The organism is Micromonospora pattaloongensis (assembly GCF_900107255.1).
GTDB lineage: Bacteria > Actinomycetota > Actinomycetes > Mycobacteriales > Micromonosporaceae > Micromonospora_I > Micromonospora_I pattaloongensis.
Window position 1 is genome coordinate 358,455 of the sequence record NZ_FNPH01000005.1, and the last position, 22,056, is coordinate 380,510.

Below are 22,056 nucleotides of genomic sequence, written 5' to 3' on the forward strand. Positions count from 1 at the left end.
GTGACGAAACAATGGCGATGACCGCTGCGGTCAAGGACGAGCTGAGCAGGGTTGATGTGCCGAAGCCCTGCTGCCGGCGGGCGGAGATGGCTGCCCTGCTGCGCTTCGCCGGGGGTCTGCATATCGTCTCCGGGCGAGTGGTGGTGGAGGCGGAGCTGGACACCGGCGCGGTCGCGCGCCGGCTGCGCCGCGAGATCGCCGAGGTGTACGGCTACCCCAGCGAGATCCACGTGCTCGCGTCCGGAGGGCTGCGCAAGGGCAGCCACTACATCGTGCGCGTGGTCAAGGACGGCGAGGCGCTCGCCCGCCAGACCGGCCTGCTCGACGTGCGGGGCCGTCCCGTGCGCGGCCTGCCGCCGCACGTCGTCTCGGCCAACGTCTGCTGCGCGGTCGCCGCGTGGCGCGGCGCGTTCATGGCGCACGGCTCGCTGACCGAGCCGGGGCGCTCCTGCGCCCTGGAGATCACCTGTCCGGGCCCGGAGTCGGCGCTCGCGCTGGTCGGCTCGGCGCGCCGCATCGGGATCACCGCCAAGGCGCGCGAGGTCCGCGGCGTGGACCGGGTCGTGGTCAAGGACGGCGATGCGATCTCGGCGCTGCTCACCCGGCTCGGCGCGCACGCCAGCGTGCTGGCCTGGGAGGAGCGGCGGGTCCGGCGCGAGGTGCGCGCCACGGCGAACCGGCTGGCCAACTTCGACGACGCGAACCTGCGCCGCTCGGCACGGGCGGCGGTCGCCGCGGCGGCGCGGGTCACGCGCGCGCTGGAGATCCTCGCCGACGAGGCCCCGAACCACCTCACGTCGGCCGGGAGGCTGCGGCTGGAGCACCGGCAGGCCTCGCTGGAGGAACTGGGCGCGCTGGCCGATCCGCCGCTGACCAAGGACGCGATCGCGGGACGCATCCGGCGGCTGCTGGCGCTGGCGGACAAGCGGGCGCGGGATCTGGGCATTCCGGACACCGAAGCCGCGGTGACCGCCGACATGCTCGTCGGCTGACCCCGGTACGCGCGACACGGGTGGGGCGGATGTGCCCCGCCTCACCCGGTCGGCGCCCTCTCGGATAGGGTCGGCAACATACGGCGACGTGGCCGGCACCCGGCGCCGCCGCCGTGCTCACCGCCTCGGGCGGTCAGGTCCCTGCAGGACCGTGGCGGGGCGGCCGGGTTGACGTATCAGCGGCCGACCGCCACCGGTCGGCGCAGAAACGTCCGTCGGTCAACGGGCTTCTGCCGGCGGACCTGAAACGCGAGGAGATGGGACCTGTGACCATCCGGGTTGGCATCAACGGCTTCGGCCGCATCGGCCGTAACTTCTTCCGGGCCGCGCTCGAGTCCGGCGCGGACATCGAGGTGGTCGGCGTCAACGACCTCACCGACAACGCGACGCTCGCGCACCTGGTGAAGTACGACAGCATCCTCGGCCGGCTGCGGCACGAGGTGAAGGCCACCGCCGACGAGATCACCGTCGGTGGCCACACGTTCAAGGCGCTGGCCGAGCGGGACCCGGGCAAGCTGCCCTGGGCGGACCTGGGCGCCGACGTGGTGATCGAGTCGACCGGTTTCTTCACCGACGCCACCAAGGCGCGGGCGCACGTCGAGGCGGGCGCGAAGAAGGTCATCATCTCGGCGCCGGCGAAGAACGAGGACGTCACGGTCGTGATGGGCGTCAACCACGACACGTACGACCCCGCGCAGCACACGATCATCTCGAACGCGTCCTGCACCACCAACTGCCTCGCGCCGATGGCGAAGGCGCTGAACGACGCGATCGGCATCGAGCGTGGTCTGATGACCACGATCCACGCGTACACCCAGGACCAGAACCTGCAGGACGGCCCGCACTCGGACCTGCGCCGGGCCCGCGCGGCGGCGCTGAACATGGTCCCGACCTCGACCGGTGCCGCGAAGGCGATCGGGCTGGTGCTGCCGGAGATGAAGGGCAAGCTCGACGGCTTCGCCATCCGGGTGCCGATCCCGACCGGCTCGGCCACCGACCTGACCTTCACCGCGAGCCGTGAGACCTCGGTCGAGGAGGTCAACGCGGCGGTCAAGGCGGCCGCGGAGGGCGCGCTCAAGGGCTTCCTCACCTACAGCGAGGACCCGATCGTCTCCACCGACATCGTCACCGACCCGTCGTCGTGCATCTTCGACGCGCCGCTGACGAAGGTGATCGGCAACCAGGTCAAGGTCGTCGGCTGGTACGACAACGAGTGGGGCTACTCGAACCGCCTGGTCGACCTGGTCAAGCTGGTGGGCTCGTCGCTGTGAGCGCGACGGTCAGGACTCTCGACGATCTTCTCGCCGAGGGGGTGTCGGGTCGGCGCGTGCTCGTTCGCGCCGACCTGAACGTTCCCTTCGAGAAGGAGAACCCCGGTGTGATCGCCGACGACGGCCGCATCCGCGCCGTGCTGCCCACCCTGGTGGCGTTGCGCGACGCGGGCGCGGCGGTGATCGTCTGCTCGCACCTCGGCCGCCCGAAGGGCGCGCCGGATCCGAAGTACAGTCTCGCCCCGGTCGGCACCCGGCTCGGGGAGCTGCTCGGATCCCCGGTGACCTTCGCCGAGGACACGGTCGGTGAGTCCGCCCGCGCCGCGGTCGCGTCGCTGGCCGACGGGCAGGTCGCCCTCCTGGAGAACCTGCGCTTCAACGCCGGCGAGACCAGCAAGGACGACGCCGAGCGCGGCGCCTTCGCCGACCAGTTGGCGGAGTTCGCCGACGCGTACGTGGACGACGCGTTCGGCGCGGTGCACCGCAAGCACGCCAGCGTCCACGATGTGCCGGCGCGGCTGCCGCACGTCGCCGGCCGCCTGGTGCTGCGCGAACTGGAGGTGCTGTCGCGGTTGACCGGCGAGCCGGACCGCCCGTACGTGGTGGTGCTCGGCGGCTCCAAGGTCTCCGACAAGCTCGCGGTGATCGAGGCGCTGCTGCCGAAGGTGGACAGGCTGCTGGTCGGTGGCGGGATGTGCTTCACCTTCCTGCGCGCCCAGGGGCACGAGGTCGGCAAGTCCCTCCTGGAGGAGGAGATGGTCGACACCTGCCGCGAGCTGCTCGCGCGGGGCGAGGGCAAGATCCTGCTCCCCACCGACGTGGTCGCCGCCACCGCCTTCGCGGCCGACGCCGACCACGACGTGGTCGACGCCGCGGCGATCCCGGCCGACCGGCTCGGCCTGGACATCGGGCCGCGCAGCGTGGCCGCCTTCGCCGAGGCGATCGCGGCGGCGAAGACGGTCTTCTGGAACGGCCCGATGGGTGTGTTCGAGCTCGCGCCGTTCGCGGCCGGCACCCGCGGCGTCGCCGAGGCGATCACCAAGGTCGACGGCTTCACCGTCGTCGGCGGCGGCGACTCGGCGGCGGCGGTACGGGCGCTGGGGCTCGACGAGTCGGCGTTCGGGCACATCTCGACCGGCGGGGGAGCCTCGCTGGAGTACCTGGAGGGCAAGACCCTCCCCGGCGTCGCCGCTCTGGAGAGCTGAGCACATGGCTGAGAAGTTCGCACGCCGGCCGCTGATGGCCGGTAACTGGAAGATGAACCTGAACCACCTGGAAGCCATCGCGCTCGTCCAGAAGCTGGCGTTCAGCCTGACCGAGCAGCAGCTCACCGACGTGGAGGCGGTCGTGCTGCCGCCCTTCACCGACCTGCGCAGCGTGCAGACGCTGGTCGACGGCGACAAGCTGCTGATCGGCTACGGGGCGCAGGATCTGTCCGCGCACTCCTCCGGGGCCTACACCGGGGAGATCTCCGGGGTGATGCTGGCGAAGCTCGGCTGCCAGTACGTGGTCGTCGGGCACTCGGAGCGGCGCGCCTACCACGCCGAGGACGACGCGCTGGTCAACGCGAAGGTGAAGGCCGCGCTGGGCAACAACATCGCGCCGATCCTCTGCGTGGGCGAGGGCCTGGAGATCCGCGAGGCGGACGGGCACGTGGCGTACTGCCGCGACCAGCTCGACGCCGCGCTCGCCGGTCTCAAGGCTGACCAGGTGGAGAAGGTGGTGGTGGCGTACGAGCCGGTCTGGGCGATCGGCACCGGCAAGACCGCGACGCCGGAGAACGCCCAGGAGGTCTGCGGCGCGCTGCGGCAGCGGCTGGCCGAGAAGTACGGCCAGGAGACCGCCGACCGGGTCCGGATCCTCTACGGCGGCTCGGTCAAGGCCGCGAACATCGCGGGAATCATGGCCCAACCCGACGTCGACGGCGCGCTGGTCGGCGGGGCGAGCCTGGACGCCGAGGAGTTCACGCAGATCTGCCGTTTCCCGGAGCACATCGCGCGGTGACCGGCCACGGCCCCGCCGACGTTCGGCGGGGCCGTCCGGCCGGCCGGGTGCACCGCGGAACGTCACCTGCCGCTATTCTTGGCGGGCCCCCATTTCGAGAGGACTGACCGTCACCATGCCGATCTGGTTCGCATACACGTTGATCGTGTTGCTGATCATCACGAGCGTCCTGCTCACCTTGCTGATCCTGCTGCACCGGGGCAAGGGCGGCGGCCTCTCCAGCATGTTCGGCGGTGGTGTCAGCTCCAGCCTCGCCGGCTCGTCCGTCGCGGAGAAGAATCTCGACCGCTACACGGTGCTCGTGGGCATCGTCTGGTTCGCCTCCATCATCGGGCTGGGCCTCTGGCTGAAACTCGCGACGGCCGGGACTGCCTGACCGGCCCCCATTCGTCATAGACTGCGCGCGGTCCGTCGTTCGACGGGCCGCGCGCAGTACTTTTCCCGCTTCACCGCGTCGCGCCGCCAACCCCCGGCGGCGACACCCCTTTCGACGACAGGAGCGAACCACCGTGCCGAGCAGCGCCATCCGCGGCAGCCGGGTCGGAGCCGGCCCCGCCCGACCCCCGGGACGAAGCGAACCCGCTCCACGTCGTCCGGTCTCGTACTGGTGCGGGAACGGCCATCACGTCGAGATCCTGCTCGCGGCCGACGCGGACGCCCCGGCGATCTGGGAGTGTCCGCGTTGCGGGAAGCCGGCCGGCCAGGACCCGAACGACCCGCCCGGACCGGCGCGCAGCGCGCCGTACAAGTCGCACCTCGCGTACGTGAAGGAGCGGCGCAGCGAGGCCGACGGCGAGGCGCTGCTCGCCGAGGCGCTGGCCGCGTTGCGCCAGCGCCGCGGCCAGCGCTGAGCGTCGGCATCAGCGCAGGCTGCGGACGCTCCGCTTCACGTCGGCTGCCGCGGCCCGATCGAGCAGCCACAGGGTGCGTTCGACCCCGGTGACGCCGGCCGCCGGCAGTTGCACCGGGCCGGCGCCCGCGATGGCCATCCCGACCGCCCGCGACTTGTCCGCGCCGGCGGCGACCAGCCAAATCTCCTCGGCGGCGTTGATGGTGGGGATCGTCAGGGTGATCCGGGTCGGCGGTGGCTTCGGGCTGCCCCGCACCGCGCTGACCGGCCGTGTCTCGTACGTGACGGGGTGCTCGGGGAAGACCGACGCGATGTGCCCGTCCTCGCCGACGCCCAGCATCAGCACGTCGAGGTGGGGGAGCGCGGCGGTGCCCGGCCGGGCCGCGGCGGCCAGCGCCGCCGCGTAGCGCGCGGCCGCCGCCTCCGGGTCGTCGCCGTCCGGGCCGTCGCTCGCCGGCATCGGGTGTATCCGCGCCGGGTCCAGCGGCAACGCGTCGAGCAGCGCCTCCCGGGCCTGCGTCTCGTTGCGGTCGGGGTGACCCGACGGCAGGAACCGCTCGTCGCCCCACCACACGTCCACCCGCGACCAGTCGATCGCGTCGCGGGCCGGCAGCGTGCGGACGGCGCGCTGAACGGCGGCGGCGACCCGCCCGCCGGTGAGTACGACGGCGGCCTCGCCCCGCTCCGCCTGCGCGTCGATCAGCTTCACGATCAGGCGCGCGGCGACCGCCTGCGCGAGCACGTCCGGGTCGGCGTGCACGACGACGCTGGTCTCGGTCACGCCGTCACCCCGCTCCGCCGGGTGCCGCCGTGACCGGCGGCGCGGAGCCCGGTGGTTCGCTCGCTCACGCGGCCGACCCGCCGGGACCGGCCATCGCGCCGACCGACGCCTCCGCCCGCTGGGCGAGCGCCGGGTCCTTCCAGACGTGCACCCGCCGCGCCGGCCGGGCCCGCAGTCCGGGCAGCCCGGCCATGGTGCCCAGCGCCTCGGCGTAGACGTCGTCGGCGTCGAGGCGCCGCAGCTCCTCGGCGAGTTCCTCGCCGAGCGGGCGCCGCACCAGCGGCAGGTGCCGCTCCTGCTGCCCGGTCCGCGTGAAGATCGCCGAGCCGTTCTCCCGGGTGAGCAGCACCTGGTCGCCGTTGGCGCAGCGCAGTTCGACCGCGCGCATCCGGGGGAACTCGGTCGTCTCCTGCCACTCCGGCCGGATCCCGAGCCGCGCGGCCAGCCAACTGGTCATCAGCGCGGCGGTCGGGTCGCTCCTCGGGGCCACCACGGTCGCCCCGACGATCCGGGCCTCGGCGGTGTCGAACGCGCCGGTGACCAGGGTGCGCCACGGCGTGATCCGGGTCCACGCGAGGTCGGTGTCGCCGGGGGCGTAGTCGATGGCGCGCTGCCGCAGCGCGGCGACCGGATCGGCGGCCTGCGCCGAGTCGGTGATCCGCCGGTCGGCGACCACGCCGAGGAAGTCGGTCGCGATCTCCTCGGGCGGCACCCCGTTCCACCAGGTGACGACCGGAACGTCGGGCACGAGCAGCGGCATCACGACGGATTCCGCGTGCAGCGCGAGCCGTCCCGACATCCGCATCACGACGGCCTCGCACGGCCCGAGCCGGCCGCCGACGACGATCTCGGCGTCCAGGCGGCTGCGGTCACGCTCGATGTCGGAGCGGACCACGACCAGCAGCCGGCACGGGTGGGTGGCCGCCGCGATGGTGGCGGCCGCCTCGGCCTCCCGTACGGACTTCTCGTCGACCACCACGATGAGGGTGAGCGCCATGCCGCTCGCGACGCCCCCGGCGCTGCGCCGCTCGGCGGCGAGCGCCTTGACCACCTCGGTGCCGGTGGTGTCCCACAGGCTGATCATGCTCTCCTCCATGCCCGGCCGTCGCGGGCCAGCATCTCGTCGGCCGCGCGCGGGCCCCATTCACCGGACCGGTACGGCTCGGGGCGGGTGCCCGCCCAGGCCTCCTCCAGCGGGTCCACGACCTGCCAGCTCTGCTCCACCTCGGCGGCGTCCGGGAAGAGCGTGCGGTCGCCGATCAGCACGTCCAGCACGAGCCGCTCGTACGCCTCCGGGCTGGACTCCGTGAACGCCTCGCCGTACTGGAAGTCCATCGCGATGTCGCGCAGCTCCATCGTCGTGCCGGGCACCTTGGAGCCGAACTTCAGCACCACGCCCTCGTCCGGCTGCACCCGGATCACCAGCTGGTTGTGGCCCAGCATCTCCACGTCGGCGCGGTTGAACGGCAGGTGCGGCGCCTTCTTGAACATGATGGCGACCTCGGTGACCCGGCGCGGCAACCGCTTGCCGGCGCGGACGTAGAACGGCACCCCCGCCCACCGGCGGTTCTGGATGGCGAGCTTCACCGCGACGTACGTCTCGGTCGTCGAGTCCTGCGGCACGTTCGGCTCTTCCAGGTAGCCGACGGCCCGCTCACCGGCCACCCAGCCGGGCAGGTACTGCCCGCGCACGGAGCCGGCGGCGATGTCCTCGGGGAGGCTGATCGCCCTGAGCACCTTCAGCTTCTCGGCGCGGATCTCCGCGGCGTCGAAGCTGGTCGGCTCCTCCATGGCGACCAGCGCGAGCAGCTGGAGGAGGTGGTTCTGCACCACGTCGCGCGCCGCGCCGGCGGCGTCGTAGAAGCCGGCGCGGCTGCCGATGCCGACGTCCTCGGCCATCGTGATCTGCACGGAGTCGACGTAGGTGGAGTTCCACAGCGGCTCGAACAGGCTGTTGGCGAACCGCAGCGCCAGGATGTTCTGGACGGTCTCCTTGCCGAGGTAGTGGTCGATCCGGAAGACGTCGTCGCGGGTGAACACGTCGTCGACCAGGTCGTTGAGCGCCTTGGCCGACGGCAGGTCGTACCCGAACGGCTTTTCCACCACGACGCGGCGCCACCCGCCGGAGCGGTCGTTGTCGGCCATCCCGGTGCGGGCGAGCTGCTTGAGCACCGTGGGGAACGCGGCCGGCGGGATCGAGAAGTAGAACGCCGCGTTGCCCGGAATGCCGTGGCTGGCGCGCAGGTCGTCGAGGCAGGTGGCGAGCTTGTCGAACGCGGCGTCGTCGTCGAACGAGCCGCCGACGAAGCGGATGTTGCCGGCCAGCCGCCCCCACACCTCGTCCCGCCACGGGGTACGGGCGTACTTGCGGGCCGACTCGTAGGCCAGCGCCTCGAAGTCACCGTCGCCCCAGTCCCGCCGGGCGAAGCCGAGCACGACGAAGCCGGGCGGCAGCAGCCCCCGGTTGGCCAGGTCGTAGACGGCCGGAAGCAACTTCTTCTGGGCCAGGTCGCCGGTCACGCCGAAGATCACCAGAGCGCAGGGCTCCGGGATGCGCGGCAGCCGCCGGTCCTGCGGGTCGCGCAACGGGTTCACGTCGCCTCCTTCAGATCGTGCTCGTGCTGATCATTGTCAGCCCGCGAGGCCGCGAATCGCGGCAACCAGCTGTGCGAGACCCGCCACGCGGTCGGTGAGGTGCAGCCGCAGCACCGGCCGCTCCCGGGCGGCGAGCGCCTGCCGGTCGCCGGCGGCCTGCGCCGCCTGCAGTTCCCCGAAGGTGTACGGGCGGCCCGGCACCGGCAGGTCCTCGTTGACCGCCCCGGTGATCTGCAGGAACGAGCCGACCTGCGGTCCGCCCTTGTGGTACTGGCCGGTGGAGTGCAGGAACCGCGGCCCCCAGCCGAAGGTGACCGGCCGGCGCGCGGCCTCGGCCACCAGCGGGCGCAGCTGCGCGGCGTCGGCGTCGGCGGCGCGGTCCAGGTAGGCCATGATCGCGATGTAGCCCTCGTCGATCACGCTGCCGATCAGCCAGCGCACCGCCTCGGCGACCGTGCCGGGGCCGCCGGCCGGGCCGTACACCTCGATCGCGCCCTCGGCGAACGCCGGCTTCTCGGCGGGCAGCCCCGACTCCAGCAGCCGCGCCGTGTTCTCCTTCGACTCGGTCACGTTCGGCTGGTTGAACGGGTCGATGCCGAGCACCCGGCCGGCGACGGCGGTGGCGTACTCCCAGGCGAGGAACTGCGCGCCCAGCGGTCCGTTGACCGCCAGGTGCGGCCGGACCCCGCCGCCGGGCACCGCGTTCGGCGCCTGCGACCCGCCGTACGTCACGGTCAGCACGTCGTCGCCGGTCGCGCCGGGGCTCTCCGGGCTCTCCACCACGACCGGCAGGATGCCGAGCCCGCCCTTGCCGGTCGACTCGGCGATCAGCTGCTCGGCCCAGTCGCCGAGCCCGTCGATGCCGGTGCCGTCCGAGATCAGCGCGACCTTGTCGCGGCCGGTGGTGGCGGCGGTGCCGAGCGCCGCGCCGAGCGCGAGCGCCGGGTTGTCGGCGTCCCGGCCGAGCGACTCGGCCAGCGCGTCGGCCTCGTCGAGCAGGTAGCCGACCTCGACGCCGGCCAGCGCCGACGGGACCAGCCCGAAGGCGGTCAGCGCCGAGTAGCGGCCGCCGACCTCGGGGTCGGCGAGCACCACGAACGCGCCCATCTGCCGGGCGGTCTCCTCCAGCGGCGAGCCGGGGTCGGTGACGATCACGAAGTGCCGCCCCGCCTCGGCCTCGGTCATTCCGGCGTCGAGGAACGCCTGCCAGTAGGCGCGCCGGTGGCTGTCGGTCTCCACCGTCGAGCCCGACTTGCTGGCCACCACGACGACGGTGCGTTCCAGCCGGTCGCCCAGCGCCGCCCGCACCTGGCCGGGATCGGTCGTGTCGAGCACGGTCATCGGCCGGCCGAGCGTACGGGTGATCACCTCGGGCGCCAGCGACGAGCCGCCCATGCCGGCGAGCACCACGTGGTCGAGGTCGCCCAGCTCGGCCCGCAGTTCGGCGAGCTGGGGGAGCAGCTCGCGGCTGCGCCGGTGCGTGTCCACCCAGCCCAGGCGGATCCGCGCCTCGGCCTCGGCCTCCGGGCCCCACAGCGTCGGGTCCTTGCCGGCCAGCTGGGCCGGCACCCCGTCGGCGACCAGCGCCTCCCGGGTCGAGGCCGGCGCCGACTTGTCGATCGCCTCGGCGCCGTAGACGGCGAGCCCCGCCGCCGCCTCGACGCCGCCGTCCAGGAAGTCGGTCACGCGTTGCCTCCCGCCTGCTCCGCCTTCTCGCCGTGGCCCTGGGCGGCCGCGTTGGGACGGCGCGAGCCCTCCGCCGCGGCCTCCAGCGACTCGCGGACGCCGGCGAGCAGCTCCTGCCAGCTCGCCTCGAACTTCTGCACGCCCTCGCGCTCCAGCACCGCGACCACGTCGCCGAAGTCGACGCCGGCCTCCGCGAGGTCGGACATCACCTTCCGGGCCGTCCCGTACGAGCCGGTGACGGTGTCGCCGCGGGTCTCGCCGTGGTCGGCGTACGCGTTCATCGCCGACTCGGGCATCGTGTTGACGGTGCCCGGAGCGATCAGCTCCTCGAGGTAGATGACGTCCCGGTAGTCGGGGTTCTTCGTCGAAGTGGAGGCCCAGAGCGGGCGCTGCGGGTGGGCGCCCGCGTCGGCCAGCGCCTGCCACCGCTCGGAGGAGAAGACCTCGGTGTAGCGCTCGTACGCCAGCTGCGCGTTGGCGACCCCGGCCCTACCCTTCAGCGCCTTCGCCGCGTCACCGCCGATCTTGTCGAGCCGGTTGTCGATCTCGGTGTCGACGCGCGAGACGAAGAACGACGCGACCGAGCCGATCTTCGTGAGGTCGTGGCCGTTCGCCTTCGCCTGCTCCAGCCCGGCCAGGAACGCCTCCATCACGGCGGTGTACCGCTCCAGCGAGAAGATCAGGGTGACGTTCACGCTGATCCCCTCGGCGAGCGTGGCGGTGATGGCCGGCAGGCCGGCCAGCGTCGCCGGAATCTTGATGAACAGGTTGGGCCGGTCCACCAGCCACCACAGCGCCTTGGCCTCGGCGACGGTCTTCTCCGTCTCGTGCGCCAGCCGCGGGTCCACCTCGATCGAGACCCGCCCGTCGACGCCGGCCGACGCGTCGTACGCCGGCCGCATCACGTCGCAGGCCCACCGCACGTCGTAGGTGGTCAGCATCCGGACCGCCTCGTCGACGGTGACGCCGCGCGCGGCCAGGTCCCGCAGCTGCCAGTTGTACGCGTCGGCGTCGCTGAGCGCCTTGGCGAAGATGGTGGGGTTGGTGGTCACCCCCACCACGTGCTTCTCCCGGCGCAGCTGGTCGAGGTTGCCGCCGGTCAGTCGCGACCGGGACAGATCGTCCAACCAGACCGCCACCCCCGCGGCGGTGAGTTCGCCCAAACGGTCAGTCATAGTGCGGTCTCCCTCAGTTTCCGGTGGTGCTACCGGTGATGTCGCCGACCCGGGTCAGCGACGCGTGCGCCGCCGCCACGATGCGGTCGGGGGTGAAGCCGAACTGCTCGTACAGCACGGTGTACGGCGCGGAGGCCCCAAAGTGTTCAAGGCTGACGGTTTCGCCGCAGTCGCCGACCAGGTCGTGCCAGGACATCGCGATGCCGGCCTCGACGCTGACCCGCGCCCGCACGCCCCGCGGCAGCACCGACTCGCGGTACGCCTCGTCCTGGGCGCGGAACCATTCCTGGCAGGGCATCGAGACGACCCGCGTCGGGACGCCCTCGGCCTCCAACCGCTCGCGGGCGGTCAGCGCCAGCGGCACCTCCGACCCGGTGGCGATCAGGATCACCTGCGGCTGGGCGTTGCCGGCGTCGGCCAGCACGTACCCGCCGTACCGGACGCCCTCCGCCGAGCCGTACTTCTCACGGTCGACGATCGGCACGTTCTGCCGGGTCAGCGACAGCGCGGTGGGGCGGTCGGTGTGCTCCAGCGCCATCCGCCACGCCCAGGCCGTCTCGTTGGCGTCGGCGGGCCGGACCACGTCGAGGCCGGGGATGGCGCGCAGCGCGGAGAGGTGCTCCACCGGCTGGTGGGTGGGGCCGTCCTCGCCGAGGCCGATCGAGTCGTGCGTCCAGACGTAGATCACCGGCAGCTTCATCAGCGCCGCGAGCCGCACGGACGGGCGCATGTAGTCGCTGAAGACCAGGAACGTGCCGCCGTACGGCCGGGTGCCGCCGTGCAGCGCGATGCCGTTCATGATCGCGCCCATCGCGTGCTCGCGGATGCCGAAGTGCAGCGTGCGCCCGTACGGGTTGCCCGGGAACTCCCTGGTGGCGAACTCCTCGGGGATGAAGGACGGCTCGCCCTTCATCGTGGTGTTGTTGCTCTCCGCCAGGTCGGCCGAGCCGCCCCACAGCTCGGGCAGCACCGGGGCGAGCGCGTTGAGCACCTGACCGGAGGCGGCCCGGGTGGCGACCCCCTTCGGATCGGCCGGCCAGCTCGGCAGCGCCTCGGTCCAGCCGGTCGGCAGCGACCGGTCGGCGAGCCGGTCGTACAGCGCCTTGCGCTCCGGGTTGGCCTGCGCCCAGGCCGCGAAGTCGTCCTTCCAGCGCGCGTTCGCCTGCCGGCCCCGGTCGAGCACCTCGCGCGCGTGGGCCAGGACCTTGTCGTCGACGGCGAAGCTCTGGCCGGGGTCGAAGCCGAGCACCTGCTTGGTGGCGGCGACCTCGTCGGCGCCGAGCGCGGAGCCGTGGATCTTGCCGGTGTTCTGCTTGTTCGGCGCGGGCCAGCCGATGATCGTGCGCAGCACGATCATCGACGGACGGCCGGTCTCGGCCTTCGCCGCCTGCAGCGCCGCGTAGAGCGCCTCGATGTCCTCGCGGTACTCGCCGTCGCCCGCGTCGTGCCCCGCGCGCCAGTCGACGGTCTGCACGTGCCAGCCGTACGCCTCGTAGCGCGCGGCGGTGTCCTCGCTCTTCGCGATCCGGGTGTCGTCCTCGATCGAGATCTCGTTGTCGTCGTAGATCATGATCAGGTTGCCGAGCTTCTGGTGCCCGGCGAGCGAGGACGCCTCGTGGCTGATGCCCTCTTCGAGGTCGCCGTCGGACGCGATCACGTAGACGTGGTGGTCGAAGATCGACCCGCCGGGGGCGGCGTCCGGGTCGAGCAGGCCGCGCTCGCGGCGCGCCGCCATCGCCATGCCGACCGCGTTGCCCACGCCCTGGCCGAGGGGGCCGGTGGTGGTCTCGACGCCGAGCGTGTGCCCGTGCTCGGGGTGCCCCGGCGTGAGCGAGCCCCACTGCCGCAGCGACTTGAGGTCGTCGAGGCTGAGGCCGTAGCCGGAGAGGTAGAGCTGGATGTAGAGCGTCAGGCTGGAGTGACCCGCAGAGAGCACGAAGCGGTCGCGGCCGGCCCAGCCGGCGTCGCTCGGGTCGTGCCGCATCACGCGGTTGAACAGCAGGTACGCGGCGGGCGCGAGGCTCATCGCCGTGCCCGGGTGACCGTTGGCCGACTTCTCGACGGCGTCCATCGCCAGCACGCGGGCGGTGTCGACCGCTCGGCGGTCCAGATCAGACCAATTCAAGGGCGCTTGCGCGGAATCTGTGGCAGCCACGATGGTTGTGCTCCTCGGCAGGTGGGCGGAACCCTCTCTGATGACCCTATCGGCCCCTTCTAAACCTCCGTGCGCCGATCACGTCAACCCGGTGCGGTGTGGCGTGGTCGAGCCGGTCGGGGAGGCCCGGATCGCCCGATTGTGTGATCGCCCGCACCCGTGAAGGGTCGGCCGGGCAGGGCGAATGCCTGCGCGTACGCTGTCGTTCGGCGCGCTGACCATGCGGGGGCCCGCCGTCCGATCGCCAGCGCCGACGCCGGAAGGTGCAATCCGTGAGCATGATCACCGAGCGCCCTGCCTACGGGCGGGCGGCGGGTCCGTCCGAGGATGCGGCCGAGCCGGTTGCCGGGTCGCCGACCGCCGGGCCGGAGGGCGCCGCCGCGGCGGGTGGGCGGGACATCCCGGCGATCATCAAGGCGTACGTGGCGTTGACCAAGCCGCGGATCGTCGAGCTGCTGCTGGTCACCACCGTGCCGGCGATGATGCTCGCGGCCGGTGGCCTGCCCTCGCTCTGGCTGGTCGCGGTGGTGCTGGTCGGCGGCGCGCTCGCGGCCGGGGCGGCGAGCGCCCTCAACTGCTACATCGACCGCGACATCGACCAGCTGATGCGTCGGACCAAGCGCCGACCGCTGCCGGCGCACACGGTGACCCCGCGCGCGGCGCTGGTCTTCGGCCTGGTGCTCGCCGCCGTCTCGGTGGCCCTGATGGCGGCCTTCACGAACTGGCTCGCGACCGCGCTGACGCTCGCCGCCATCGTCTACTACGACGTCATCTACACGATGTGGCTCAAGCGCACGACGCCGCAGAACACGTTCTGGGGTGGGATCTGCGGCGCCGCTCCGGTGCTCATCGGCTGGGCCGCGGTCACCGGCGGGCTGTCGCCGGCCGCCTGGGCGTTGTTCGCGGTCGTTTTCTTCTGGCAGATGCCGCACTTCTACGCGCTGGCCATCAAGTACAAGGACGACTACGCGCGGGCCGGTATCCCGATGCTGCCGGTGGTGGCCTCGGTCCGCCGGGTCAACCTGGAGATCGTCCTCTTCACCTGGCTGACGGTCGCGGCGTCGCTGGCCGTGTGGCCGCTCGGGATGAGCCCGGTCTACGGGCTCACCGCCGTCGTGGTGGGCGCGCTGTTCCTGCTGGAGGCGCACCGACTGGCCGGGCGGGCGCGCCGGGGTGAGCCGCTGCGGCCGATGCGGCTGTTCCACTGGTCGACCACCTACCTGACGATCCTGTTCGTCGCGGTCGCCGTCGACGCGCTCTTGTAACCCGATCGTGTTTGGGCGGAATGCCCGATTAATGCTTTGAATCCCTTGCCGCGCTCATTTCCTGATGCCAAATCCGGCACCCGTGTCGGAAAAATCGGGCTAAACGTTCCCTGGCAATTGTTAAACCCGTAGGTAATTGGCGTCACAATCCCCCAGTAGGTGAACGACTTACCGCGGCTGGTCTGCATAGGCTCGGCTCATGGCAGATGGTTCCGATACGACGCTGGCGACCGAGACGCTCCCCGGGGCGCCCAGCGGATTGGTTGGCGGCATCAAGTCCTTCGCCTCCGCGCACGGTGGCGCCAAGGCCGTCATCGAGTACGTCGGCAAGCGCGGCGCCCGGATCGTCCTGGTGGGCTCCGACGGCGTCTGGGCGGACCAGTTCGCCGACGGCACCGACGTCGCGCGCGCCGCGTGCGTCAAGGCCGGCGTCGCGGTGGAGAACGGCTGGGAGCGGGAGCTGATGGACGAGATGGCGCCCAACGCCGATATCTGGCGCTCGATGTCCCGCCGGGCCCTGGCCCGCTGAATTCGAATCCCCCTCCGGCGAGCGCGCTCGCGCGCTTCCCACCCCCCCCGATGCGCCTCCGGCGCGCTTCCCACCCCCCCGATGCGCCTCCGGCGCGCTTCCCACCCCCCGGTGCGCCTGCGGCGCGCTTCCCATCCCTTTCCGACCGACAGGCACCAGTTGTGACATCCGAGCACGACCGTACGGCGACCCGGGCCCGCGCCCGGGTCGCTCTCGTTACCTGCGCCGACCTTCCCGAGCTCGAGCCGGACGACCAGCTCGTTCTGGCACCGCTGGCCGCCCGCGGCGTCGTCGCCGAGCCGGTCGTCTGGGACGCCCCCGACGTCGACTGGGGCGACTACGACCTCGCGGTGCTGCGCTCGCCGTGGGACTACGTGCCGCGGCGCGACGAGTTCGTCGCCTGGGCGCGCCGCGTCCCGGCGCTGGCCAACCCGGCGCTGACCGTCCGGTGGAACACCGACAAGCGCTACCTGCGCGAGCTCGCCGCGGCGGGCGTGCCGACCGTGCCGACCGACTGGCTCGGCGCCGCTGACGAGTGGACGCCGCCGGAGACGGGGGAGTACGTCGTCAAGCCCGCGGTGAGCGCCGGCAGCCAGGACACCGGCCGCTACGACCTGGCCGACGCCGACCAGCGCGCGCTCGCCGTCGCGCACGTCGCCCGGCTGCAGGCCGCCGACCGGCTCGTGATGGTGCAGCCCTACCTCGATGCCGTCGACACGTACGGCGAGACCGCCCTGCTCTTCCTCGCCGGCCCGGACGGGCTGGAGTTCAGTCACGCGATCCGCAAGGGCGCGATGCTGACCGGTCCGGACGCGGCCACCAACTCGCTCTACCAGCCCGAGAAGATCACGCCGCGGACCCCGAGCGACGCCGAGCACGCCGCGGCCCGTCAGGTCCTCGCGGCGCTGCCGGAGGACATGGAGCCGCTGCTCTACGCCCGCGTCGACCTGATCCCCGGGGCGGACGGCACGCCGATCCTGGTCGAGCTGGAGCTGACCGAGCCGTCGCTCTTCCTGGGCCACGCCGACGGTGCGGCCGACCGGCTCGCCGACGCGATCGTCCGCCGCCTGCCCTGACGGGATCCCCGCCCGGGGTCAGGGCGCGTGAACCAGTCCCTGATCGGCGGCGCGGGCGGAGGCGGTGGCGGCGTCGTCGGTGCGGGGCCGGCGGGTGCGGGTCGACCAGAGCGCGGCGAGCGTGGCGACCCAGACCAGGCAGGCGCCGAGCATGTGCGCGCCGACCGCGATCACCGGCAGGCCGGTGAAGTACTGGACGAAACCGATCATCCCCTGGGCCAGCTCGACCACGACGAGCACGCCGGCGGCGCGGGCCGCGGAAGCGGGACCGACGGCCTTGAGCGCGAGCCAGAGCGCGACGGAGAGACCGAGCAGCAGGAAGACCAGGTCCGCGTGGACCTGGGAGATCGTCGCCGGGTCCAGCCCGTTGCGCTTGGCGTCGGCGTCGCCGGCGTGCGGTCCGCTGCCGGTCACGATCACGCCGACGACGATCACGGCGGCGCTGGCCACGACGGTGAGCCCGGCGAGCGCGCGGATCGGGGACGGCACGGCCGGGATCGCCGGGGTGTCGGGCTCGTCGACGCGCCGCCAGAACGCGTACGCGACGGCGATGACGCCCATCGAGGCGAGGAAGTGCAGGCCGACCACCCACGGGTTGAGGTTGGTCAGCACGGTGATGCCGCCGATCACGGCCTGGGCCGGGATGCCGGCCAGCACGCCGCCGGCGAGCAGCACGACCGACCGGCGGCGCGGCCGGTGCAGCAGCGCGGCGACGAGCCCGGCCAGCGCGGCGGCGGCGACGGCGAAGGTGAGCAGGCGGTTGCCGAACTCGATCGCGCCGTTGATGCCCATCGCCGGGGTGGCGGTGTACGAATCGTCGGTGCAGCGCGGCCAGGTCGGGCAGCCGAGCCCGGAGCCGGTGAGTCGGACGGCCGCGCCGGTGACCACGATCACGATATTGGCGATCAGCGAGGCGAGCGCGATACGCCGGAGCAGGTGGGTGCTGACCGGAAACCGGTCGGATCGCTTCACGCGCGCAATCCTACGCAGCGTAGTTCTGCGTTCGGGCGCGTCCGGTGGGCCCCGGTGGTGGGGATCACCGGGGCTCGCGTTTGCGGGTCGGTCGCGAAATACGTAACGTTGGCGTTGTGAAAAACCTGGCGGTGCTCTCCGAGCCTCAGCCGGCGACCGATCCGGTCGTCGGCGCCGCCAGCTCCCCGGCGAATCCGGCCGGCTCCGACGGGCGCACCCGGGACCGGGTGACGCAGCTGCTGTTGGAGCACGGGGCGGCGACCGCCGCCCAGTTGGGCGCGGAGCTGGGGCTGAGCCCGGCGGCGATCCGCCGGCACCTCGACGCGCTGCTCGCCGACGGCGACGTCGTCGCGCGGGAACAGCCGGTGCGCGGTCAGCGCGGCCGGGGCCGTCCGGCCAAGGTCTTCGTGCTGACCGACGCGGCGCGGATCCGCTGCGGCACCCACACCTATGACGGCATGGCCACCGCGGCCCTGCGCTGGATCTCCCGGCACGGGGGCGCCGAGGCCGTCGAGGCGTTCGCGGCCGAGCAGGTCGCCGCGCTGGAGGCGCGCTGCCGCGCCGCCATGGAGGGCGCCGGCCCGGACCCGCTCGCGCGGGCGGAGGCGCTTGCGGGGGCGCTCACGGCCGAGGGCTACGCTGCCAACGCGTCCACGATCGCCTCCGGCGGCCAGCTGTGCCAGCACCACTGCCCGGTGGCGCACGTGGCCGCCGAGTTTCCTCAGCTGTGCGAGGCGGAGACGGCGGTCATCTCCCGCCTGATCGGCACCCACGTGCAGCGCCTGGCCACCATCGCGCACGGCGACGGGGTGTGCACCACGCACATTCCCGATCCCCGACGCGCTCCGACCGGTAACACCACCGTCACCACTGTGAGGACAGATAGATGACCGAGCAGATCGTCCAGCCCCTGACCCAGGAGGAGCAGCTCGCTGCCCTGGGGAAGTACGAATACGGCTGGGCCGACTCCGACGTGGCCGGTGCGGCTGCTCAGCGGGGGCTCAGCGAGGCCGTGGTCCGCGACATCTCGGCCAAAAAGAACGAGCCGGCCTGGATGCTCGACCTGCGACTGAAGGGGCTGCGCCTCTTCGACCGCAAGCCGATGCCCGCCTGGGGCGCCGACCTCACCGGCATCGACTTCGACAACATCAAGTACTTCGTCCGGTCGACCGAGAAGCAGGCGACCACCTGGGACGAGCTTCCCGAGGACATCAAGAACACCTACGACAAGCTGGGCATCCCCGACGCGGAGAAGCAGCGGCTGGTCGCCGGTGTCGCCGCCCAGTACGAGTCCGAGGTCGTCTACCACAAGATCCGTGAGGACCTCGAGGAGCAGGGCGTCGTCTTCCTCGACACCGACACCGCCCTCAAGGAGCACCCGGAGCTCTTCCAGGAGTACTTCGGCACGGTGATCCCGGTCGGCGACAACAAATTCGCCGCGCTCAACACCGCCGTGTGGTCCGGTGGCTCGTTCATCTACGTGCCCAAGGGCGTCCACGTCGAGATCCCGCTGCAGGCCTACTTCCGGATCAACACCGAGAACATGGGCCAGTTCGAGCGGACGCTGATCATCGTGGACGAGGGCGCGTACGTCCACTACGTCGAGGGCTGCACCGCCCCGATCTACTCGTCCGACTCGCTGCACAGCGCGGTCGTCGAGATCATCGTCAAGAAGAACGCCCGTTGCCGCTACACGACCATCCAGAACTGGTCGAACAACGTCTACAACCTGGTCACCAAGCGCGCCGTGTGCCACGAGGGCGCGACCATGGAGTGGATCGACGGCAACATCGGCTCCAAGGTCACCATGAAGTACCCGGCGGTCTTCATGACCGGCGAGCACGCCAAGGGCGAGGTGCTCTCCGTGGCGATGGCCGGCGAGGGCCAGCACCAGGACGCCGGCGCCAAGATGGTGCACGCCGCGCCGCACACCTCGAGCACGATCGTCTCCAAGTCGATCGCCCGCGGTGGTGGCCGCACCTCGTACCGCGGTCTGGTGCAGGTGCTGGAGGGCTCGCACCACAGCGCCTCGACGGTGAAGTGCGACGCGCTGCTGGTCGACACGATCTCCCGCTCCGACACGTACCCCTACGTGGACATCCGCGAGGACGACGTGGCGATGGGGCACGAGGCGACCGTCTCCAAGGTCAGCGAGGACCAGCTCTTCTACCTGATGAGCCGGGGCCTGAGCGAGGACGAGGCGATGGCGATGATCGTGCGCGGCTTCATCGAGCCGATCGCCAAGGAGCTCCCGATGGAGTACGCGCTGGAGCTCAACCGCCTGATCGAGCTGCAGATGGAGGGCGCGGTCGGCTGACGCCGCCCGCGGCCGACCCCCGGGCCGACGGCCCGGGGGCCGGTGGACCGGGAGCCCATCGCCCCCGCACGGCGCCCCGCCCGGGCGCACTGTCCAGGTCGACATTCGCGAGACAAAGACCAAGGAAGAGATGAGCACACAGGCTTTCGCGCCGCCGACGACCAAGTCGCAGGCGCTGCGCTCGTACGACGTCGCCGACTTCCCGGCCCTGACCGGCCTGGAGGAGGAGTGGCGCTTCACCCCGCTGAAGCGGTTCCGCGGCCTGGCCGGCGGTGAGCCGGCCGCGACGGCGTCGGTCACGCACGAGTACGCGCAGCTCCCGGACGGCGTCACGGCCGCCATGATCGACAAGGCCGACCCGCGCGTCGGCAGCGTGCTCACCCCGTTCGACCGGATCAGCGCGCTGGCCTACGGCCGCGCCGAGCAGGCGCTGCTGGTCACGGTCGCGCCCGACGCGCAGGTCGCCGAGCCGGCGGTGGTGCGGGTGGTCGGCGGCGGCGCCGAGGGCGTCGCGTACGGGCACACCTTCGTCGAGGTCGGCCGGTTCGCGGAGGTCACCCTCGTGCTTGAGCACGTCGGCTCGGCCACCCTCGCCGACAACGTCGAGGTCGCCGTCGCCGACGGCGCGAAGCTGACGCTGGTCACGGTCACCGACTGGGCCGCCGACGCGGTGCAGGCGCAGCACCTGAAGGTGCGGCTCGGCCGGGACGCGAAGGTCACGCACGTGCAGGTGACGCTCGGCGGCGACGCGGTGCGTCAGTTCACCACCGTCGAGTACACCGGGCGGGGCGGCGAGGCAGAGCTCTACGGCCTGTACTTCGCCGACGCCGGCCAGCACCAGGAGCACCGGCAGCTGGTCGACCACACCGTGCCGGACTGCCGCAGCTACGTCGGCTACCGCGGCGCGCTGCAGGGCGACGACGCGCACACCGTCTGGGTCGGCGACGTGCTGATCCGTGCCGCGGCGACCGGCACCGACACGTACGAGATCAACCGGAACCTGGTGCTGTCCGACGGCGCCCGCGCCGACTCGGTGCCGAACCTGGAGATCGAGACCGGCGAGGTCGCCGGCGCCGGGCACGCCAGCGCGACCGGCCGCTTCGACGACGAGCAGCTGTTCTACCTGATGGCGCGCGGCATCCCCGAGGGCGAGGCGCGCAAGCTGGTGGTGCGGGGCTTCTTCGCCGAGCTGCTCAACAAGGTCCCGGTCGAGGCGCTGCGCGAGCGGCTCGGCGACGCGATCGAGCAGCGCCTGCAGAAGTCGGCTGCCTGATCATGTCCGAGCCCGTGCTGATCTGTTCGACGGAGGACGTGCCCAAGGGCACGGCGATCAGCGCCGACGTCGACGGCACCCAGATCGCGATCGTGCACGCCGAGGACGACCAGTTCTACGCGGTGCGGGACGAGTGCTCGCACGCCGCGGTGGCGCTGTCGGAGGGGGAGGTGGAGGGGTGCACGCTGGAGTGCTGGCTGCACGGTTCCCGGTTCGACCTGCGCACCGGTGAGCCGACCGGGCTGCCCGCCACCGAACCCGTGCCCGTCTACCCCGTCGAGATCCGCGACGGCGGCATCTACATCAGTCTGACCCCGAGCAATGGAGTAACAGCACCGTGAGCGTTCTGGAGATCCGAAACCTGCAGGTGTCGGTGAAGCTGCCCGAGGGCGAGCTCAAGCCGATCCTGGCCGGGGTCGACCTGACCGTGCGGTCGGGGGAGACCCACGCCATCATGGGCCCGAACGGCTCGGGTAAGTCCACCCTGGCCTACTCGATCGCCGGCCACCCGAAGTACGAGATCACCGGTGGTTCGGTGACGCTGGACGGCGAGGACGTCCTGGCGATGTCCGTCGACGAGCGGGCCCGCGCCGGCCTCTTCCTGGCCATGCAGTACCCGGTCGAGGTGCCCGGCGTCTCGGTCGCCAACTTCCTGCGCACCGCCAAGACCGCGGTCGACGGCGAGGCGCCGAAGCTGCGCACCTGGGCCGGCGAGCTCAAGGGCGCGATGGAGCGTCTGCAGATGGACCCGGCGTTCGCGCAGCGCAACGTGAACGAGGGCTTCTCCGGCGGTGAGAAGAAGCGGCACGAGATCGTGCAGCTGGAGCTGCTCAAGCCGAAGGTGGCGATCCTCGACGAGACCGACTCCGGTCTCGACATCGACGCGCTGCGCGTGGTCAGCGAGGGCGTCAACCGGGTCCGCGACACCGGTGAGACCGGCCTGCTGCTGATCACGCACTACACCCGCATCCTGCGCTACATCAAGCCCGACTTCGTGCACGTCTTCGTCGCCGGCCGGATCGTTGAGGAGGGCGGCCCGGAGCTGGCCGAGAAGCTCGAGGCCGAGGGCTACGAGCGGTACGTCGCGGGCGCGGGCGCGGCGAAGGCCTGAGCCG

The 22,056-nt window shown here is 72.1% G+C and carries 21 protein-coding genes; 14 read left to right on the forward strand and 7 right to left on the reverse strand.

The features are described from left to right. Window positions 1-11 precede the first annotated feature (11 nt). From whiA to BLW47_RS16615, 6 genes are all read left to right on the forward strand, one after another. Window positions 12-992 carry a DNA-binding protein WhiA gene (gene whiA / locus BLW47_RS16590; RefSeq protein WP_091557799.1) on the forward strand — a complete coding sequence of 327 codons (981 nt, stop codon included), beginning with the start codon at window positions 12-14 and terminating at the stop codon, window positions 990-992. 266 nt (window positions 993-1,258) lie between these two features. Beyond that, the gene (gene gap / locus BLW47_RS16595; RefSeq protein WP_091557802.1) at window positions 1,259-2,263 is read left to right on the forward strand and encodes a type I glyceraldehyde-3-phosphate dehydrogenase; all 1,005 of its coding nucleotides are present in this window, start codon (window positions 1,259-1,261) and stop codon (window positions 2,261-2,263) included. Further along, entirely contained in the window at window positions 2,260-3,468 is a 1,209-nt protein-coding gene (locus BLW47_RS16600; protein ID WP_091557805.1) for a phosphoglycerate kinase, read from the forward strand. Before gap ends, BLW47_RS16600 begins: the two co-directional genes overlap by 4 nt. A gap of 4 nt (window positions 3,469-3,472) precedes the next feature. After that, window positions 3,473-4,267, forward strand: coding sequence for a triose-phosphate isomerase (gene tpiA / locus BLW47_RS16605; protein ID WP_091557808.1), 795 nt, complete (start codon window positions 3,473-3,475; stop codon window positions 4,265-4,267). Between the two features lie 115 nt (window positions 4,268-4,382). Beyond that, a complete protein-coding gene (gene secG, locus BLW47_RS16610) occupies window positions 4,383-4,643 on the forward strand; it encodes a preprotein translocase subunit SecG (RefSeq protein ID WP_091557812.1) in 261 nt (86 codons plus the stop codon). Between the two features lie 133 nt (window positions 4,644-4,776). Beyond that, window positions 4,777-5,118, forward strand: a complete 342-nt coding sequence (locus BLW47_RS16615) for an RNA polymerase-binding protein RbpA (protein WP_091557816.1) — start codon at window positions 4,777-4,779, stop codon at window positions 5,116-5,118. Between the two features lie 9 nt (window positions 5,119-5,127). Here the strand turns inward: BLW47_RS16615 and pgl are convergent, their stop codons facing one another. From pgl to tkt, 6 genes are all read right to left on the reverse strand, one after another. Then, window positions 5,128-5,898 carry a 6-phosphogluconolactonase gene (gene pgl / locus BLW47_RS16620; RefSeq protein WP_091557820.1) on the reverse strand — a complete coding sequence of 257 codons (771 nt, stop codon included), beginning with the start codon at window positions 5,896-5,898 and terminating at the stop codon, window positions 5,128-5,130. Between the two features lie 64 nt (window positions 5,899-5,962). After that, a complete protein-coding gene (locus BLW47_RS16625) occupies window positions 5,963-6,982 on the reverse strand; it encodes a glucose-6-phosphate dehydrogenase assembly protein OpcA (protein WP_091558208.1) in 1,020 nt (339 codons plus the stop codon). Next, complete coding sequence (zwf, locus tag BLW47_RS16630) at window positions 6,979-8,493, reverse strand: glucose-6-phosphate dehydrogenase (RefSeq protein WP_091557824.1); 1,515 nt, start codon at window positions 8,491-8,493, stop codon at window positions 6,979-6,981. The genes BLW47_RS16625 and zwf overlap by 4 nt, the downstream gene beginning before the upstream one ends. Window positions 8,494-8,529: 36 nt before the next feature. Next, window positions 8,530-10,179, reverse strand: a complete 1,650-nt coding sequence (locus BLW47_RS16635) for a glucose-6-phosphate isomerase (protein ID WP_091557827.1) — start codon at window positions 10,177-10,179, stop codon at window positions 8,530-8,532. Continuing rightward, window positions 10,176-11,354 carry a transaldolase gene (tal, locus tag BLW47_RS16640; protein ID WP_091557831.1) on the reverse strand — a complete coding sequence of 393 codons (1,179 nt, stop codon included), beginning with the start codon at window positions 11,352-11,354 and terminating at the stop codon, window positions 10,176-10,178. Before tal ends, BLW47_RS16635 begins: the two co-directional genes overlap by 4 nt. 13 nt (window positions 11,355-11,367) lie before the next feature. After that, window positions 11,368-13,509, reverse strand: a complete 2,142-nt coding sequence (tkt, locus tag BLW47_RS16645) for a transketolase (RefSeq protein ID WP_091557835.1) — start codon at window positions 13,507-13,509, stop codon at window positions 11,368-11,370. A gap of 272 nt (window positions 13,510-13,781) precedes the next feature. Between tkt and BLW47_RS16650 the strand changes: the two genes are divergently transcribed. The 3 genes from BLW47_RS16650 to BLW47_RS16660 all read left to right on the forward strand — a co-directional run bounded on the left by BLW47_RS16650 (window position 13,782) and on the right by BLW47_RS16660 (window position 16,379). Continuing rightward, entirely contained in the window at window positions 13,782-14,774 is a 993-nt protein-coding gene (locus tag BLW47_RS16650) for a heme o synthase (RefSeq protein ID WP_425435407.1), read from the forward strand. A 199-nt stretch (window positions 14,775-14,973) separates the two neighbouring features. Next, on the forward strand, window positions 14,974-15,303 hold the full coding sequence (locus BLW47_RS16655; protein ID WP_091557839.1) for a hypothetical protein: 330 nt from the start codon (window positions 14,974-14,976) through the stop codon (window positions 15,301-15,303). Between the two features lie 161 nt (window positions 15,304-15,464). After that, window positions 15,465-16,379: an ATP-grasp domain-containing protein gene (locus tag BLW47_RS16660; protein ID WP_091557842.1), complete on the forward strand. Its 915-nt coding sequence runs from the start codon at window positions 15,465-15,467 to the stop codon at window positions 16,377-16,379. 18 nt (window positions 16,380-16,397) lie between these two features. Here the strand turns inward: BLW47_RS16660 and BLW47_RS16665 are convergent, their stop codons facing one another. Further along, window positions 16,398-17,369: a COX15/CtaA family protein gene (locus tag BLW47_RS16665; RefSeq protein WP_175543670.1), complete on the reverse strand. Its 972-nt coding sequence runs from the start codon at window positions 17,367-17,369 to the stop codon at window positions 16,398-16,400. 98 nt (window positions 17,370-17,467) lie between these two features. On the opposite strand from BLW47_RS16665, the gene BLW47_RS16670 reads away from it, so the two are divergent. The 5 genes from BLW47_RS16670 (at window position 17,468) to sufC (ending at window position 22,052) form a co-directional block, all read left to right on the forward strand. Next, window positions 17,468-18,241, forward strand: a complete 774-nt coding sequence (locus BLW47_RS16670; protein ID WP_175543663.1) for a helix-turn-helix transcriptional regulator — start codon at window positions 17,468-17,470, stop codon at window positions 18,239-18,241. After that, the gene (gene sufB, locus BLW47_RS16675) at window positions 18,238-19,668 is read left to right on the forward strand and encodes a Fe-S cluster assembly protein SufB (RefSeq protein WP_091557848.1); all 1,431 of its coding nucleotides are present in this window, start codon (window positions 18,238-18,240) and stop codon (window positions 19,666-19,668) included. The genes BLW47_RS16670 and sufB overlap by 4 nt, the downstream gene beginning before the upstream one ends. A 130-nt stretch (window positions 19,669-19,798) precedes the next feature. Next, complete coding sequence (gene sufD / locus BLW47_RS16680) at window positions 19,799-20,941, forward strand: Fe-S cluster assembly protein SufD (RefSeq protein ID WP_091557851.1); 1,143 nt, start codon at window positions 19,799-19,801, stop codon at window positions 20,939-20,941. Between the two features lie 2 nt (window positions 20,942-20,943). Then, window positions 20,944-21,282 (forward strand): non-heme iron oxygenase ferredoxin subunit, encoded by a 339-nt coding sequence (locus BLW47_RS16685; protein ID WP_091557854.1) that lies wholly within the window; start codon window positions 20,944-20,946, stop codon window positions 21,280-21,282. Further along, on the forward strand, window positions 21,279-22,052 hold the full coding sequence (gene sufC, locus BLW47_RS16690; RefSeq protein WP_091557857.1) for a Fe-S cluster assembly ATPase SufC: 774 nt from the start codon (window positions 21,279-21,281) through the stop codon (window positions 22,050-22,052). The genes BLW47_RS16685 and sufC overlap by 4 nt, the downstream gene beginning before the upstream one ends. The last annotated feature ends 4 nt before the right edge of the window (window positions 22,053-22,056 follow it).